This is a genomic window from Actinotignum inguinis, from assembly GCF_051265835.1.
Taxonomy (GTDB): domain Bacteria; phylum Actinomycetota; class Actinomycetes; order Actinomycetales; family Actinomycetaceae; genus Actinotignum; species Actinotignum timonense.
This window is the reverse complement of the sequence record NZ_JBOZDP010000020.1, coordinates 12,492-27,495: the sequence shown is the minus strand read 5'-3', so window position 1 is coordinate 27,495 and position 15,004 is coordinate 12,492. Positions and strand designations below refer to the sequence as shown.

The 15,004-nt window shown below is 64.5% G+C and carries 9 protein-coding genes; 3 read left to right on the top strand and 6 right to left on the bottom strand.

The genetic code is table 11. The features are described from left to right. The first annotated feature begins 134 nt into the window (after window positions 1-134). Entirely contained in the window at window positions 135-4,652 is a 4,518-nt protein-coding gene (gene hrpA / locus ACRQFC_RS08230) for an ATP-dependent RNA helicase HrpA (protein WP_435734664.1), read from the top strand. Between the two features lie 15 nt (window positions 4,653-4,667). Here the strand turns inward: hrpA and ACRQFC_RS08225 are convergent, their stop codons facing one another. The 6 genes from ACRQFC_RS08225 to ACRQFC_RS08200 all read right to left on the bottom strand — a co-directional run bounded on the left by ACRQFC_RS08225 (window position 4,668) and on the right by ACRQFC_RS08200 (window position 11,070). Beyond that, window positions 4,668-5,363 carry a hypothetical protein gene (locus tag ACRQFC_RS08225; protein ID WP_284897148.1) on the bottom strand — a complete coding sequence of 232 codons (696 nt, stop codon included), beginning with the start codon at window positions 5,361-5,363 and terminating at the stop codon, window positions 4,668-4,670. A 310-nt stretch (window positions 5,364-5,673) separates the two neighbouring features. Continuing rightward, a complete protein-coding gene (locus ACRQFC_RS08220) occupies window positions 5,674-6,372 on the bottom strand; it encodes a hypothetical protein (RefSeq protein WP_284897150.1) in 699 nt (232 codons plus the stop codon). 53 nt (window positions 6,373-6,425) lie between these two features. Further along, window positions 6,426-7,592 (bottom strand): hypothetical protein, encoded by a 1,167-nt coding sequence (locus tag ACRQFC_RS08215; protein WP_284897152.1) that lies wholly within the window; start codon window positions 7,590-7,592, stop codon window positions 6,426-6,428. 65 nt (window positions 7,593-7,657) lie between these two features. Beyond that, window positions 7,658-8,311, bottom strand: a complete 654-nt coding sequence (locus ACRQFC_RS08210; RefSeq protein WP_284897154.1) for a low molecular weight protein-tyrosine-phosphatase — start codon at window positions 8,309-8,311, stop codon at window positions 7,658-7,660. 396 nt (window positions 8,312-8,707) lie between these two features. Further along, window positions 8,708-9,829 (bottom strand): ABC transporter ATP-binding protein, encoded by a 1,122-nt coding sequence (locus ACRQFC_RS08205; protein ID WP_016441963.1) that lies wholly within the window; start codon window positions 9,827-9,829, stop codon window positions 8,708-8,710. 287 nt (window positions 9,830-10,116) lie between these two features. After that, a complete protein-coding gene (locus tag ACRQFC_RS08200; RefSeq protein ID WP_284897156.1) occupies window positions 10,117-11,070 on the bottom strand; it encodes a LysR family transcriptional regulator in 954 nt (317 codons plus the stop codon). A 424-nt stretch (window positions 11,071-11,494) separates the two neighbouring features. Between ACRQFC_RS08200 and ACRQFC_RS08195 the strand changes: the two genes are divergently transcribed. Both ACRQFC_RS08195 and ACRQFC_RS08190 read left to right on the top strand, forming a co-directional pair. Then, window positions 11,495-13,048 (top strand): MFS transporter, encoded by a 1,554-nt coding sequence (locus ACRQFC_RS08195; protein ID WP_284897157.1) that lies wholly within the window; start codon window positions 11,495-11,497, stop codon window positions 13,046-13,048. Then, on the top strand, window positions 13,048-14,082 hold the full coding sequence (locus ACRQFC_RS08190; RefSeq protein WP_087070244.1) for an L-idonate 5-dehydrogenase: 1,035 nt from the start codon (window positions 13,048-13,050) through the stop codon (window positions 14,080-14,082). Before ACRQFC_RS08195 ends, ACRQFC_RS08190 begins: the two co-directional genes overlap by 1 nt. The last annotated feature ends 922 nt before the right edge of the window (window positions 14,083-15,004 follow it).

Below are 15,004 nucleotides of genomic sequence, written 5' to 3'. Positions count from 1 at the left end.
AAAGCCCTGGGCGACCCGATTGACCTGGCCGAAGCGGATGCTATTTACCGCCCGGGCCCCACCTGTTTCACTAGCCCGCGGGCAACCCCAAGCGGTAGGAAGCTCCGGGGAGGCGTGGAATAATGAGGCACGATATGGATAAGTCTCAGGAACCCGCAGCGCCCTCCGGCAAGGGCGAGGCCAACCGCCATGCCCGCACCGACCAGCGCAACGGTGATGGCTTGACCGGCCGGCAGGGAGGTGGCGCTTCGCGCCGTCGTCGTTCCAACCGCCGCAACCGCACCAACCCGCGCGGGCCGCGGCCCTTCACCCCCGCGCAACTCGAAGCGCGCCGAGCCGCCGTCCCGCACATAAGCTACCCGGAAACTCTGCCCGTTTCCGCTCGGCGCGCGGAGATCCGCGAGGCCATCGCCGCGAACCAGGTGGTTATTATCGCCGGGGAAACCGGCTCCGGGAAAACCACGCAGCTGCCGAAAATCTGCCTGGAGCTGGGCCGCGGCATCACCGGGCTCATCGGGCACACCCAGCCGCGGCGCATCGCCGCCCGCTCGGTTGCCGAACGCATCGCGGCCGAACTGGGGCAGAAAGTCGGCGGCGCCGTCGGCTATCAGGTGCGTTTCACCGAAGAAGTGGGCCCCACCACGCTCGTCAAACTCATGACGGACGGCATCCTGCTCGCGGAAATCCAATCCGATCCGCAACTGCTGCGCTACGACACCCTCATCATCGACGAAGCGCACGAACGCTCCCTCAATATCGATTTCATCCTCGGCTACCTCGCGCGCCTGCTGCCCGCGCGCCCCGACCTCAAAGTCATCATCACCTCCGCGACCATCGACACCGAGCGCTTCGCCGCGCATTTCGGCGAGCACCGCGCGGGCGGCCGCCCCGGCGACACCGCGCCCATTATCGAAGTGTCCGGGCGCACGTATCCGGTGGAAATCCGGTACCGGCCCCTCGATGAGGAACAGGACGCTGACCAGGATGAACAGTACGACGACGCCGGTGCGCAGCGCGTAACCGCGCCGCGCACCCCGGGCCGGGCGGGGGCACTCGATCAGGTGAGTGGAATCGTGGCGGCTGCCGAGGAGCTCATGGCGGAAGGTGAGGGGGATATTCTGGTTTTCCTCTCCGGGGAGGGCGAGATTCGGGATACCGCGAAGGCGCTCGATGATGAGCTCGGGGCACGGTATGTGGCGCCCGGGGGGAGTTCCAGCGCGCCGGGTGCCGTGGAGGTGCTGCCGCTGTTTTCGCGGCTTTCCGCGGCGGAACAGCACCGAATTTTCCAGCCCGGGCCCTACCGGCGCATTATCTTGGCCACGAATATTGCGGAGACTTCGCTGACGGTTCCCGGCATCAAGTACGTGATTGACCCGGGCACCGCCCGCATTTCGCGCTACTCGAATAAAACGAAGGTGCAGCGCCTGCCCATCGAGCCGATTTCGCAGGCGAGCGCTAATCAGCGGTCGGGGCGGTGCGGGCGCGTTGCGGACGGGATCGCGATCCGGCTCTATTCCGAGGATGATTTCCTGGCTCGGCCCGAATTCACCCAGCCGGAGATTCAGCGGACTTCGTTGGCCGCGGTGATTTTGCAGATGCTCGCGCTCGGGCTGGGCGCCGTCGACGATTTTCCTTTTATCGACCCGCCCGAAGCGCGGGCGGTGCGGGCCGGCACCCAGCTCCTCGAAGAAATCGGGGCGATTACTTATGGGGCTGCGGGCGCCTTTGGTGCGGCGCGAGACGGCGCGGACAGCCGCCACGCCCCGCGCCTGACCGCCATCGGGCGGCAGCTCGCGCGCCTACCTATCGACCCGCGCCTGGGCCGCATGCTGATCGAGGCGCAGCGCAACGGGTGCGCTTCCGAAGTGTTGGTGCTGGTGGCGGCGCTGTCGGTGCAGGATGTGCGCGAGCGTCCCACTGAGAAACGCGCCCAGGCCGATCAATTCCACGCGCGTTTCACGGCCGGCTCCTCGGATTTCCTCGCGTATCTGACGCTGTGGCGCTATCTGCGCACCCAGGCGCGCGAGCTGTCCGGTTCGGCGTTCCGGCGCATGTGCCGCGCGGAATTCCTCAACTACCTGCGCTATCGCGAGTGGGCGGATGTGGTGGCGCAGCTTGAGCAGATGGCGCGACCGCTGGAGCTAACGATCCGCCGCCTGGCGCTACCCAGCTCGAAGCAGATTCGCGCCGCGACCGAAGCCGGGGCCGGTGCACCTCAGCTAGGCGGGGCGCCGAATTCCGGGGCGGTTGCTCATGCGTGCCGTGAGCTCGGGCGCGGTTCGGATACCCCGGAATCCGGGGCGATTCACCGGTCGCTGCTGGTGGGGCTGCTATCCAATATCGGCAATTATTCCCCGCGCAGCCGCGATTACCTGGGCGCGCGCGGCACCCATTTCGTGATTTGGCCGGGCTCTGGCCTGCACCGGCGCACTCCCGATTGGGTGATGGCCGCCGAGCTGGTGGAAACTTCCCGGCTTTTCGCCCGCACCGTGGCCGCGATCCAGCCGGAGTGGATCGAGCCGCTGGCGAAGAAGCTGGTGCGGCGTTCCTATTCGGAACCGTATTGGTCGGCGAAGAACGGCGCGGCGATGGTCCATGAAAAGGTGACGCTCTACGGGGTGACGCTGGTGGCGGACCGCCCCGTGCTGCTGGCGACTTCCGGTTCGGATGCGGCGCGCGAGCTGGCCCGCGAGATGTTCATCCGCCACGGCCTTGTGGAGGGCGAATGGCGCACCCACCACGAGTTCCTGGCCCGCAATCGCGCGGCGCTCGAGGAGGCCGGCCGCACCGAAGATAAGCTGCGCCGCCACGGGCTGGTGGCTGATAATGACGCGCTGGCCGCGTTCTACGAGGAGCGCATCCCGGAGAGCGTGGTCTCCGGGCGGCATTTCGATTCCTGGTGGAAGAAAGAACGCCGCGCCCGCCCCGAACTGCTCGATTTCACGCAGGATTTCCTGCTGGGCGGGGCCGGCGGAAGCGCCGCCGAAGAGGACTTCCCCACCGAATGGCGCCAGGGCGATATCACCCTGCCCATCACCTATACCTTCGCGCCGGGCTCGTTCAACGACGGCATCACCGTGGACGTGCCCATCGCGCTGCTCCCGCGCCTGCGCCCGGAGGGTTTCGACTGGCTGGTGCCCGGAATGCTGGGCGAACTCGTGGTCGCCACGATCCGCGCGCTGCCCAAACGCGTGCGCCGCAACCTGGTGCCCGCGCCCGACGTAGCCCGCGATATCCTCACGGTGCTGCCCACCTGGGAAAAGGCCGTACACGGCGGTACCGGTACGCGCGGGGGTGACGCGGACGGTAACGCAAGCGGCGGTGACGTGCGGGGTGGCGGACCGATTTCTTTCGAGGAGGCTTTTCGCGCGGCTACGGCCCGCGTGCGTGGTATTGAGATCGACGACGCCGCATGGCAGGAGGTGAATCTACCCGCGCATCTGACTGTGAATTTCCGGGTGCGTTCGGAGCGGGGTGCGGTGCTTGAGGAATCGACGTCGCTTGAGTATTTGCAGCGTAGTCTTGCTCCGCAAACGAAGGCGGCGGTGGAAAACGTGGTGGCTGGGGCGGTGGCCCAGGCCCTCGATGAGGCACGGGCGCGGTTGCGCAGGGCGCAACCTTCCGCTACCTCTCGTAGTACCGGTTCGAATCCTGCCCCCGGTTCACCGGACTCAGCGAAGCCCACCGCGAGCGCGCCAGCCACCAGTTCGTCCAGCACCACCAGTTCGGCCGAGGCGGCCGCCACCGAACTCGCATCCGGGGATGCTTTGACCGGCTGGCCCGAGGTAGAACAGGGGATTATCCCGGCGGTTATCGAAACTGAGGGCCCGGCCGGGACGGTTCGTGCTTACCCGGCGCTCGCTGATCGCGCCGGAAAGGTTGTGCTCGATGTGGTGGCGGAACCGGGTGAACAGGTGCGGGTGCACCGCGGCGGCGTGATTCGTTTGCTCGCGGATGCGCTGGCGCTGCCCGAGGGCCGGATTACCTCGCGCTGGGATGGCGAGCTGGCTTTGCAGCTGGCTGGTAGCCCGGCTCCTTCTACTGCGGCATTGGTGGCTGATCTGCAGTGGGCTGCGGCACGGAATCTCGCCGACCGCTGGGGTGAGGCCAATGATGCCAGTCCAGAGGAGCTGCGTTCCGGGCGTGAATTTGAGGAATTGCAGGCATGGGCTCGCGACGAGTTCGAGGACGAAGTGTTCTTGATCGCACAGGGTGCGGGAAAGGCCGCGGCCGCCTGGGCAGAGGTGGAGCAGCTGGTGCTGGATAACCGCTCGGTGGCGTTGCTTGCCACAATGAGCGACGAGCGCGCCCATTTGGATGCGCTCATGCCCGCCGATTTTGTGCGGGCCACGCCGGCAGCGCGCTTCTGGGATCTGCCGCGTTATCTCCAGGCCGCGAAACTGCGCATCGAGAAGGCCGCGGTGAATCCGGCAGCCGATGATTCGCTCGCCTGGCAGGTGCAAACCGCGGCGGAAGCGGTGGAGAGCGCCCGCGAAGAAGCCAGCTACGCGGCTTTCGATCCGGGCCGCGCCCGGGTGCTCGATCACGCCCGCTGGCTTCTGGAAGAACTGCGCGTCTCGCTTTTCGCCCAGCAGTTGGGCACCAAGGAAAAGGTGTCCGTCAAGCGCATCCAGAAGCTGTTGGCCAGCTAAGGGCTGACCGCCTCATCACTTCTCGGTCACGGAGAATCCCCGGGTTGCTTCGAAATCGACGGTGGAGTTTCCGTACTTTTCCCAGACGTTATCTGCCAGGTTTCCCTGAGGTGACACGTGCCAGAAGTAGGCCGATACCAGTTTCCCTTCCGCGTAGTTGAGGGTCTGGAGCGCTCCGAAACCATCAGTTCCGGCAGGCGCCTGGCACTTATCTCCCCCGCGTTCCCTGCCAACGCCACCGCATTCCACATAGAACGCAGCCGCGTAATCCAGGGCGGTGTTCTCGTCCAGCGGGCCGAGCCCGAAATTCTTCTCCAGAGCGCTCACGAGTTGCGCAGAATTCTTCTTGTCAAGAGCAACAATGGGAGCCAACTCCGTATCATTCACTTCAACTATTCCGTTCCCGGAGAGTACGGTCTTTTCTTTCAGATCCGTATGACCCGGAATCGCCCGCTCCGAAAGCTCCGTTAAAGTACGAGCGTTCCCGGCTCCGTAGATCATATTCCAGTTCTTTTGCGCACCCGACTCCTTGAGTTCCTCATCGAGAGCTGCGGAAACCCGCTCGAAAGCTTCATCCGAGCCACCGGCAGCTGATGCCGGCGCATCGCTGGTAACGGACGTAGGCGCAGCCCCGACCGAACCGGATTCCGTGCCTTTTTCCGATGAACACCCGCCGGCCGCGAGCGCGAGCGCTAAAGTTCCAGCAGCCACGAGAGATAGTACGGGCCGCGAGCTGATTTTTTGCACAAACATAATGGGATCCTCATAAGTATTGAGAGGAAACAAGGATGGCGGACCGTGGCGTGAGAGCCCGCATATTTCTAATCAGCGTCATCGCTTATCAGGTGCGTTAGGTTCGTTTCGACGGCAACTGTCTCGTCCGCCTTCAATGTATGTTAACTGAATTATCCAGCGGTGCGCAATGGCTTCCTGAGATGTAGTTGTGCGGGCTCGCGTCATGGCCGCGCCGCGATGCACCTAAGCGGCCGGGTGCATATATGCGTCGTCGTACTTCTTGGAATTACAGCAGGCTGACGATGCCCATGATGACGGCGGCGAGCAGCGCGCCGGCGATCATTCCACCCCACCATTCCAGCTGGTCCCCGGTGGTGACGCGGTCGAGCGACTGCGGCTTGAACGGCAGCACGGGCGCGGTATTGGGCAGCAGCTTGGGGCGCTGTTCCAAGGAGCGCATGAGGGCTTCTTGTTCCGGGCTAGCTTGCTCCACGTTGGCGAGCCCGCCGTAGCCTTTTTCGGTTTGGCGCAGCGGGAGCAGGGTGCCGGGCTTGCTTTCCGCGAAGCCTGCCTGCTCGGCGCCGTGCACCGCGATAACGGTGCGGAAATCCGCGGATTTATCCACCGGGCGGACGACCACCGGCACCATGAGCGCCTGCTTGCGGCGGCTATTGCCAACCGTGCGCATGCGCCGGCTTTCGTCGGTGCCCAGTACCCGAGCAACCACGTCCACGCCGGGCGCGGCCGGCGTTTTATCGCGAATCAGCCACGGCAGCGCCAGCAGGAAAGCCACCACCGCGAAGGCGGGAATCAGGTAGAACGCACGCGAACCGACCAGAGCATTTGGGAACGCAATAAGTCCGAGCACCACGCCCGCGCCCAGGCCCCACAGGGTGCCGGTGCATACCCGCCGGGCATGATCGATAGGCCGCGCCGCCGGGAGGTTGCCTTCCCGCCAAATCTCAGCCACAACGTTGGTGCTCATACGTCCTTCCTCTTCTCTCGCGCCGTCATTAGCGCTTTCCATGGTAACCCGCGCTAGCGCAGGCTTTCACTTTCCAGCACCACGTCCCCGTTCTCCACCCGGAAGCGCACCGCGTGCTCCCGCTCGAAAACCCGCGCGGTATCCGAGCGTTTCTCCCAGCTCAACGGGGCAAGAAGCCGCCACTCGTAGCTGCGCTCCAGCACGCCTCCTCGCACGCTCACGGTTCCACCCAGCCCTTCCACAGACGCACTCACCTGCGGCTTCTCTTTCCAGCTCAGCTTCTCCTTGCGGGTATCCCCGAACGTACGATCCTTGCGGAAAGCGGCCGGGCAGCCAGCTGGCGGCGTCGTCGTACCATCACCGCGCACGCAACTCTCCACGAGGCGTTCCACCAGTTCCACCGCGCGTTCACCCGCGGCCGGGGTGGCCTGGGCGCTGAGACGCGCGGTCGCGGTCTGGCCGGGCCGCACCGTGGCGGTGGCGCCGGCCCCGAAGGTGAGGTAGCGCGAATCGCCGGGCGCCGCGACGGTGTAGTCGCCGGGGAAGGCCGGGGCGGGTTCCTGCGGCGCGAGGGCGACGGGCACGTCGTTGATGCTGGTGAGGGCGGGAGGAGTGGAGGCTGAGCCGCTGCCTACGGTTGGCGGTTCACTGCCGGTAGTGGGCGTGGTGCCGCTGCCGGAAGCTTGCTCGGTGCCGCGATCAGCATCGCGCTCCACGCGCAGCTGGCCGAGGGCGCCCTCGCTCACCTGCCAGCGCGGGCTCAGGATCGGGGTGGTGCCGCGGCGCACCAGAGTGATACTCAAGGGTTCTTGGGTGCCGTTGTAGCTGACGACTCCGTCCACGCGCACGCTGGTTTCAGTGCCGGGTCCAACGGCATTGCCGGAGTCAGCGCCGTTACCGGAGCCGGTGCCAGCGGCTTTGCTTGAGTCGGCACCATTACCGGTACCGGTTTCAGTTTCGATGCTGCTAGTTTCGCGCACCTGGAAATGGGCGGGGCGGCCGGGAACAGCGCGATAGACTTCGTCACTGAGCAGGGCGAGGGAGCCGGAAAGCGCGCCGGGATCGGTGAGGTCCAGGGCCTCGCGAGCGCGGCCATCTTCGAGGGCGGCCATATATCTGCTGGCCACAGCTGCGGGAGAATAGTAAGTGGCGGCCACGACCTGGCGCACGGCCAGCACAGCAACGCCAATCAGCAGCACCGCGACCGTGCCGAACAACACCCTCCGCCGCCGCATAACTATACGGGTGCGCGCCGCGGGCTGAGTGCTCGCCTCAGGCTTAGCTCTCACCGCGCCGCGGGCAGGTTACCGCGCAGCAGCTCCACGAGGCGCTCGGAGCCGGCTTCCACGCAGGCGAGCGTCGCTTCGAATTCGCGCGCCGACCCGCCCCACGGATCGGGCACATCGTACTCGCCGGATGAATAATAAAAATCGGAAGAATGCTGGCGGCCCGAGGCGCGCCCGGCGTCGTCGGAAAGAATGCCGCCGTGTCCGAATACGCCCTCCGGCGCGATCCCCACCCCCGGCAGCGCGAACTCGGTCCACAGGTGAATATTGGTCAGCGAAAGCGAAAGGGAGCGGCACAGCCGGCGCACCGCCCGGGCGTGCCCGGTGGTCATGGCCAGAATCAGGCCGGCGTTTTCCAGCTCTTCGGCGGTGACGCGGTGGGCCCGGTGGTGATCGGGCAGGTCATAGCCGTGTTCGGTAAGTGTGCGCTGAGCGGGCGGGTAAATCGGGTTGCCGGATTCCTCATTCGAAACCCCCGCGGACGCCACCGCAATATCAATACCGGCATCGCGCAACCGCTGGCGCAGCACGATTTCCCCCATGGGAGATCGGCAAATATTCCCGGTACAGACAACAAGAATGCGGGGCCGCTGCGCCAGCGCGCGAACGACGCCCGCACCGGGGTAGGCAGCGGGAGTGGCACTTTCCGTCATGCTGGCAAGTCTAGGCACCGCGCCTGAAAAGTTTTGAGCAGTAGGTCTCATCGAGTGCATACTACGCTGAAAGTATGCAGAATCCCGGGATAGAAACGCCCGGGCACGTGTGAGCGGGCGGCCCAGCTCACCCGTGTTGAACTGCGGAAAAGTCACGTCCGGGCAGTTCCGTGCCGCGGTTATGCATAATCCCAGCTGAAAGCGCGTGATTTTCGCCACGGCCGACATGGGCACGATGGCGCGCTCATTATTGAGTAACGACGACGCAGGGCCGGGGCGCGTGCGCCCCGGCCCTGGAAGTTAGGCCACTGCCTTAGCAGCCTCGCATCGCCTACATAATGCGGGCACTACCCCGGGATAGGCGATGCGGTGCTACCCCCGCGGGTGCTCCCCCGGCTAGTTGATGCGGGTGCCATCCCCGGCGTGGAACACATGGATAGCATCCAGGTTCGGGGTGGCGTACACGGTGTCACCCACCGCGGGGGCCTTGAAGGGCGGGATCCGCACAACCACCTGGGAGGAGCCATCGCCCGAGCCGAAGCCGGACTTCTCCACGCCGGCGATCTCGCCATACACGTAGTTATCCGACCCCAGGTTCTCCACCATATCCACCACGATCGGCACCGAGCTTTCCCCGGGCTCGCGCGTGAGCTCCGTGAAGGATTCGGGGCGCACGCCCAGGATTACCTTGCCCTTGTCATCCGGGGTGATCGCATCGATCACCGCGCGGGGCAGGCGAATGCGCGCTTGGCCGAGGACTGCGTCGTCGCCCTCAATATTAAAGGTGCCGAGGTTCATGGCCGGCGAGCCAATGAAGCCCGCCACGAAAGCGTTTTGCGGCCGGTTGTACAGCTCATCCGGGCTACCCACCTGCTGCAATACCCCGAAGTTGAGCACGGCGATGCGGTCGCCCATGGTCAGCGCTTCGGTTTGGTCGTGGGTGACGTACACCGTGGTGGTGCCCAGGCGGCGCTGCAAGGTCGCGATCTGGGTGCGGGTTTGCACGCGGAGCTTCGCGTCCAGGTTGGAGAGCGGTTCGTCCATGAGGAAGACCTGCGGGTTGCGCACAATCGCGCGGCCCATCGCCACGCGCTGGCGCTGCCCACCGGAAAGCGCCTTCGGCTTGCGATCCAGGTATTCGGTCAGGTCGAGGATCTGGGCGGCTTCCTTGACGCGCTTATCAATTTCTTCCTTCGGGGTGCGCGCAATCTTGAGCGCGAAGCCCATATTCTCCGCCACCGACATATGCGGGTAGAGAGCGTAATTCTGGAACACCATCGCGATATCGCGGTCCTTAGGCGAAACATTGGTGACATCGCGGTCCCCAATATAGATACGCCCGTCATTAATATCTTCCAGCCCGGCCAGCATGCGCAGCGACGTTGATTTACCGCAGCCGGACGGGCCAACAAGAACAAGGAATTCCCCGTCAGCAATTTCGAGGTTGAGCTGATTGACAGCCGGGGTATCCGACCCCGGGTAGATACGCGATGCGTTCTCAAATGTTACAGATGCCATTACTGGTCCCTTCACCGGCAGGTACGTGCCGGACGATCCGAGTGAAGAGTGCCGTTGCGGGCACCCGAAGCTCCAGCAGTTGTGGTACGACGACGCCGCCCCTTAGCAGGCCGCAATGCCCCCACGCCCGGAAACCCGGGCCATGTACAAAATGCTGTAACTTCAGAGTGTCCACTCTGACACAGTCGCCCTGTGCGACATACCCAATTTTGCCAGGCGCCGGCGCGGATTTCCAGCTCCGCTGCCATGTTTTGCGCAAAGCTTCCAGGCTTTTCCCGGATTAGGTTCTAGCTGGTATCCCCTGCATCACTCCGCTGCGGCTGGAGGGAACGCACGCCGGCGGGCAGCGGAATCGCCAGGATCAAATCGCGCACGTACTGGCTGATCGGGGTGAGGGGCACCGCGGTATTCGCCACCACGGAAACTTCCCGCCCGTAATCACCCGCGATAGCAATCGCGCGCAGCCCCTCGTGATCGCAACTACGAAAAGCCAGCAGGTTAATAACCGGGGTGAGCAGCCCGGCCTTGCACATATTAAGAAGGGTCTGGGGTTGCTCGGTGCGGAAGTCCGCGATGCGCGGCTCCAGCTCCCATAAATCAAAAGCGGCGCGCATTTCCGGGTCGATGCTCAGGCCCGGTGCGCCGGTCAGCCCCAGGGTAACCTCCGCGAGATCGCCGGGAGTCACCACCTCCACGCCCTGAAAATCCGGGGAATTCTGGCGGACTACCGCCACGTAGGGCTCCCACCACAGGCGCTCCGAATCCGGAATGGAGGGCAGCGAACTAAATTGCGAAACGATGGCCAGCTGCGCGTGCCCGGCCCCCACTTTCTCCAATAATTCCGCGGAGGTGCGCTCCAGCAAATTAACGGAAATACCGGGCTCCTCCAGCTGTAATTGCGCCAGCATCCCCGGGCACAGCACCGCCGAGATAGAAGGAATCACCCCGAGGGTAACCGCGCCCACCAGGCTGCCCGATTCGGTATTGAGCTCATCGACCGCATCGCGCAGCTTCACCAAGATCTCCTCGGCGCGCGGTAGGAACGTTTCCCCCTTCGCGGTGAGGGTGCAGGGAACATGGCTGCGATCCACCAGGGTATGGCCCGTCGCCCGCTCCAAATTCGCAACGTGGAGCGATACCCGCGACTGACTGCTGTGGAGCAAACGAGCCGCTCGCGAAAAGGACGATAATTTCGCAACGGCAACGAAAGACTCCAACCATTCAAGTCGGTCGATGCGCATAAAACCCTCCACGACTGTGTGGCACCAACGAGCTCTCCGATAATTTACCTGGCGCATTTCAAGTTCTTTCGCGGCGAGTCGGCTCCCCCGGCGGCGCGCGGCTGCGCGCCGCCGGGGCGGCGTCGTCGTTCCACCACCGCCCGCACCCACCCGGGTAGGCGACTTATCCGCGGAATCTCGCGGCACTCCACCCGCGTTACCGCCGCGCCACGCCCACCGCGAGCACCCCGCTCCCACCCCGCCCGCGTATCGCTATTCGAAATCCGCATATGACATATCGAAATATCGCCGTCTCTCGGGCGTGATTTCGGCGCATTCCCGCCGCGATACTGAAGTCATCGGAGCTCGCTTATCCCTCCGGCAATCCGCCCGGAAAGCAGCTTCTTCTCAGTTAACACAACGAAGTGAATGTGGAAGGCACCTCATGTCCAAACAACACCCGCCGGGAACAGTAACCGCCCCGGTGCCCACGCGCTCAACCTCGGACCTGGTCAAAGCCGCGGTTTCCGGCTGGCTCGGAACAGCTCTGGAATTCATGGACTTCCAGCTGTACTCCCTGGCCGCCGCGCTCGTCTTTAAAGACATTTTCTTCCCCGCCGGCCACCAGTCCATGGCGATCCTCGGGGCCATGGCTATTTACGGCGTGGGCTACGTGGCCCGCCCGCTGGGCGCCTGGTACTTCGGGCGGCTCGGTGACCGCATCGGCCGCACCAAAGTCCTCTTTATTACCATCGCCATGATGGGCGTGGCCACCACCCTCATCGGCTTCCTCCCCACCTACCAGGTGGTGGGTATCTGGGCGCCGATTATGCTGGTGATTCTGCGCCTCATCCAGGGCTTCGGAGCCGGCGCAGAAATTGCCGGCGCCTCCGTGATGCTGGCCGAATACGCCCCGCGGGAACGCCGCGGCATTATTTCTTCGCTGGTGGCCCTCGGCACCAATACCGGCACCCTGGGCGCCGGCGCGATCTGGGCGATCATGCTCGCCACCATGGGCACCGACACCGTGGTCGCGTGGGGCTGGCGTATCCCCTTCATCGCCTCGGTTGTACTCATGGGCCTGGCTGTGTTCATCCGGCTACACCTCAAGGAATCGCCCGTTTTCGAGGCGGCTACCAGCGGGGAGATTTTGGACGACGCCGCCCTGGTGGCCACCTACGACCAACCGCTTCCCTCGCGCGCCGAGCGGAAGGCGGCTGCTAAGGCCGCGAAGGCCAGTGCTGCTGACGCCCGCGGCAATGCTGACGCCCGCGCCACCGCGGCCGCCCAGCGCGAAGCCGCCGTGGAAGAACTCGCCAAAACCCCGAAGTCGTTCAAGGCATTCATGGCGGCCTTCCTGCTGCGCTTCGGCCAGTCCGGTAATTCCGGCATGGTGCAGACCTACCTCATTACCTTCCTGACCGCCCAGATTCTGGTGGCCAAGGACGTGGCCTCCGCCGTGGTGGTCTACTCCTCGCTGGCCGGCTTCATTACCGTGCCGATTATCGGCTGGATCGGCGACCGCATCGGCCGCGAGCGCACCTACCGCCTGGTCACGGGCCTGGGGATTCTCCTCATTATTCCGTGCTTCCTGCTCATGGTCTCCCCGCAGTTCCTGGGTGAACTCAATGCGCCGGAGCTGGTGGACGGGCAGATGGTGGATCATTACGGTACCCCCACCCTGCTCTTCTTCATCGGGTACATCGTGCTGCACAACATCACCGTGCTGGCCATGTTCTCCCTGGAAAACATCACGATGGCCGAATGCTTCGGCTCCGCGCACCGCTACGAGCAGCTGGCGCTCGCCAAGGAAATCCCGAATATGATCACCGCCGGTTTCGGCCCGCTGATCGCCGCTGGCCTGGTGCAACTCTTCGGCGGTTCCTGGATCGCCTGCGCGATTCTCATGTTTGTTTACACCGGAGTCACCCATATCACCGCGTGGCTCATGCCCGAAATTACCGGGCGCGACCTCACTCTCAAGGAGGATGCATTCTAATGAAGGCTGTACAAGTTCGTACCGATACCCCCAAGCAGATTCATATCACCGAGGTTCCCGACCCGGTTGCCGGCGCAGGCGAGGTGCGGGTCCGCATGGAATGGGGCGGCATTTGCGGCTCCGACCTGTCCTACTGGAAGAACGGTGCTTCCGGGACCGCGATTATGCGCGAACCGCTGATCCTCGGGCACGAAGTTGCCGGCGTGGTGGACCAGGTGGGCGCGGGCGTGACCGGAGTTGAGGTGGGCCAGCGGGTGGCGATCTACCCGCCGACCCTCGTGGGCGAACACGATATCCCGGAAAGCACCCGCGGCAAAGATAACCTGTGGCCCGAGGTTCGCTACTTCGGATCCGCGGCTTTCTTCCCGCACGAGCAGGGCGGTTTCTCCACCTACCGGGTGGTGCGGCCCGATCAGCTCCGTGCGCTGCCGGAGAACGTGTCGACGAAGGAAGGCGCCGTCGCCGAACCTCTCGCGGTGGCGATGCACGCCGTGAGCCTGGCCGGGGATCTGTCCGGCAAGCGCGTGCTGGTGAACGGCGTGGGCCCGATCGGGGCGCTGGCCGTGGCCGCCGTGAAATTCGCGGGCGCGCGCGAGGTTATTGCTTCCGACGTGGCCGCGGAATCGCTGCGGATCGCGAGCGCGATGGGCGCTACCAGCACCGTGAACCGCAGCGCCGGTGAGGAGCTTCCCGCCGACGTGGACGTCACCATCGAAGCGTCCGGCGCGGCCGTTGCCATCGGCGATTGTTTGCTGGCGACCGTGCGCGGCGGCACCATGGTGCAGGTGGGCAACTTGCCGGCCGGCGCGGTCTCCGTGGTGCTCGGGCAACTGGTCACCCGCGAAATCACGTACAGAGGCTCGTATCGGTTCAACCCGGAGTCCATGGACGCCGCGATTGACGCGATGGCGCGCGGATTGGACGTTTCGCCCGTGCTCACGCACGAATTTAAGATCGACGACGCCGCAGCCGCTTTCGCCACCGCCGATGACCGGTCCACGGGGTCGTCCAAGGTGATGCTCCAGCTGAGCTAGGTGGAGCAGGCCGGCCTGGCTAGGCGATGCACTCTCGCCCGGCCCGAGCTGGTACTTGCCTGGTGATTCGCAGCGCACATCGCGCGACGCGCGGTGTACCTCGCTCACGAGGAGGCGAAGGGGCACGGACTTACGGGTCCGTGCCCCTTTTCCGCACCCCGACCGGCCCTCGCGAATCTCACCGGCTTCACAAACCCCAATAGTCACACGAACACCTGCGGAGCGGGCATGTGTTGTCAGAGATGTAGTGCAGATGTCGTACATGCGAAGTACACCCCGGAAAAACACCCCACCTCCCGCCGGCGCGAGGCGGGTGGAGTCGCTCATTCTCAAGCGTCAAGGCTGCAAAACGTGCATTTCAGACCGTTAGGGCCGCAGAATGTACGCCACGGACATTAAACAGCCGAAAAACTGTCACCCATGTACATTTTGTTAGCCGGCCCGGTCTCTCGCCTCCTCAAAGTGCGCATTTCGAACCGTGGCCTCCGTCAAGTGCGCGTAAGGAACACGAAATCAGATGAAAACGGTGCTCTCACGCGCACTTCATTTCCGGACCGCCGGGGCTAACCCGTTTCCACCTGCTGCTGCCGAACAAAGTGGTACCCCACGACAGCGGAACGCACAAAGTGGTACTGCACGACAGAAAATCGGGAGTTCGTTGTAGCTCCAGTACCACTTTGTTTTGGGGCCCGGAAAGTCCCCGGCGAATCAAGTTCCAAGTTCCCAAACCCCCAGGCGGGCAAAGAAAGCGGGGCGCGGGCCTGAGCCCGCGCCCCGTGGAGAGGGGCAGGATCGACACGCCCGATCCTGCCCGAGGGAGGCAGTGAACGCTTCCCGGCTTGTGGTGCTGCCGTACCCGCGAATGCTTCCAACGTGGACCATCGGCGAGTTCCGGCGTGGAACCCCGCGGATCCCAGCGTTA

Excerpts from the sequence above, each read along its gene's own strand:
- hrpA (WP_435734664.1), top strand. The coding sequence starts at position 135 with ATGGATAAGTCTCAGGAACCCGCAGCGCCCTCCGGCAAGGGCGAGGCC.
- ACRQFC_RS08220 (WP_284897150.1), bottom strand. The coding sequence starts at position 6,372 with ATGAGCACCAACGTTGTGGCTGAGATTTGGCGGGAAGGCAACCTCCCG.
- ACRQFC_RS08210 (WP_284897154.1), bottom strand. The coding sequence starts at position 8,311 with ATGACGGAAAGTGCCACTCCCGCTGCCTACCCCGGTGCGGGCGTCGTT.
- ACRQFC_RS08205 (WP_016441963.1), bottom strand. The coding sequence starts at position 9,829 with ATGGCATCTGTAACATTTGAGAACGCATCGCGTATCTACCCGGGGTCG.
- ACRQFC_RS08200 (WP_284897156.1), bottom strand. The coding sequence starts at position 11,070 with ATGCGCATCGACCGACTTGAATGGTTGGAGTCTTTCGTTGCCGTTGCG.
- ACRQFC_RS08195 (WP_284897157.1), top strand. The coding sequence starts at position 11,495 with ATGTCCAAACAACACCCGCCGGGAACAGTAACCGCCCCGGTGCCCACG.
- ACRQFC_RS08190 (WP_087070244.1), top strand. The coding sequence starts at position 13,048 with ATGAAGGCTGTACAAGTTCGTACCGATACCCCCAAGCAGATTCATATC.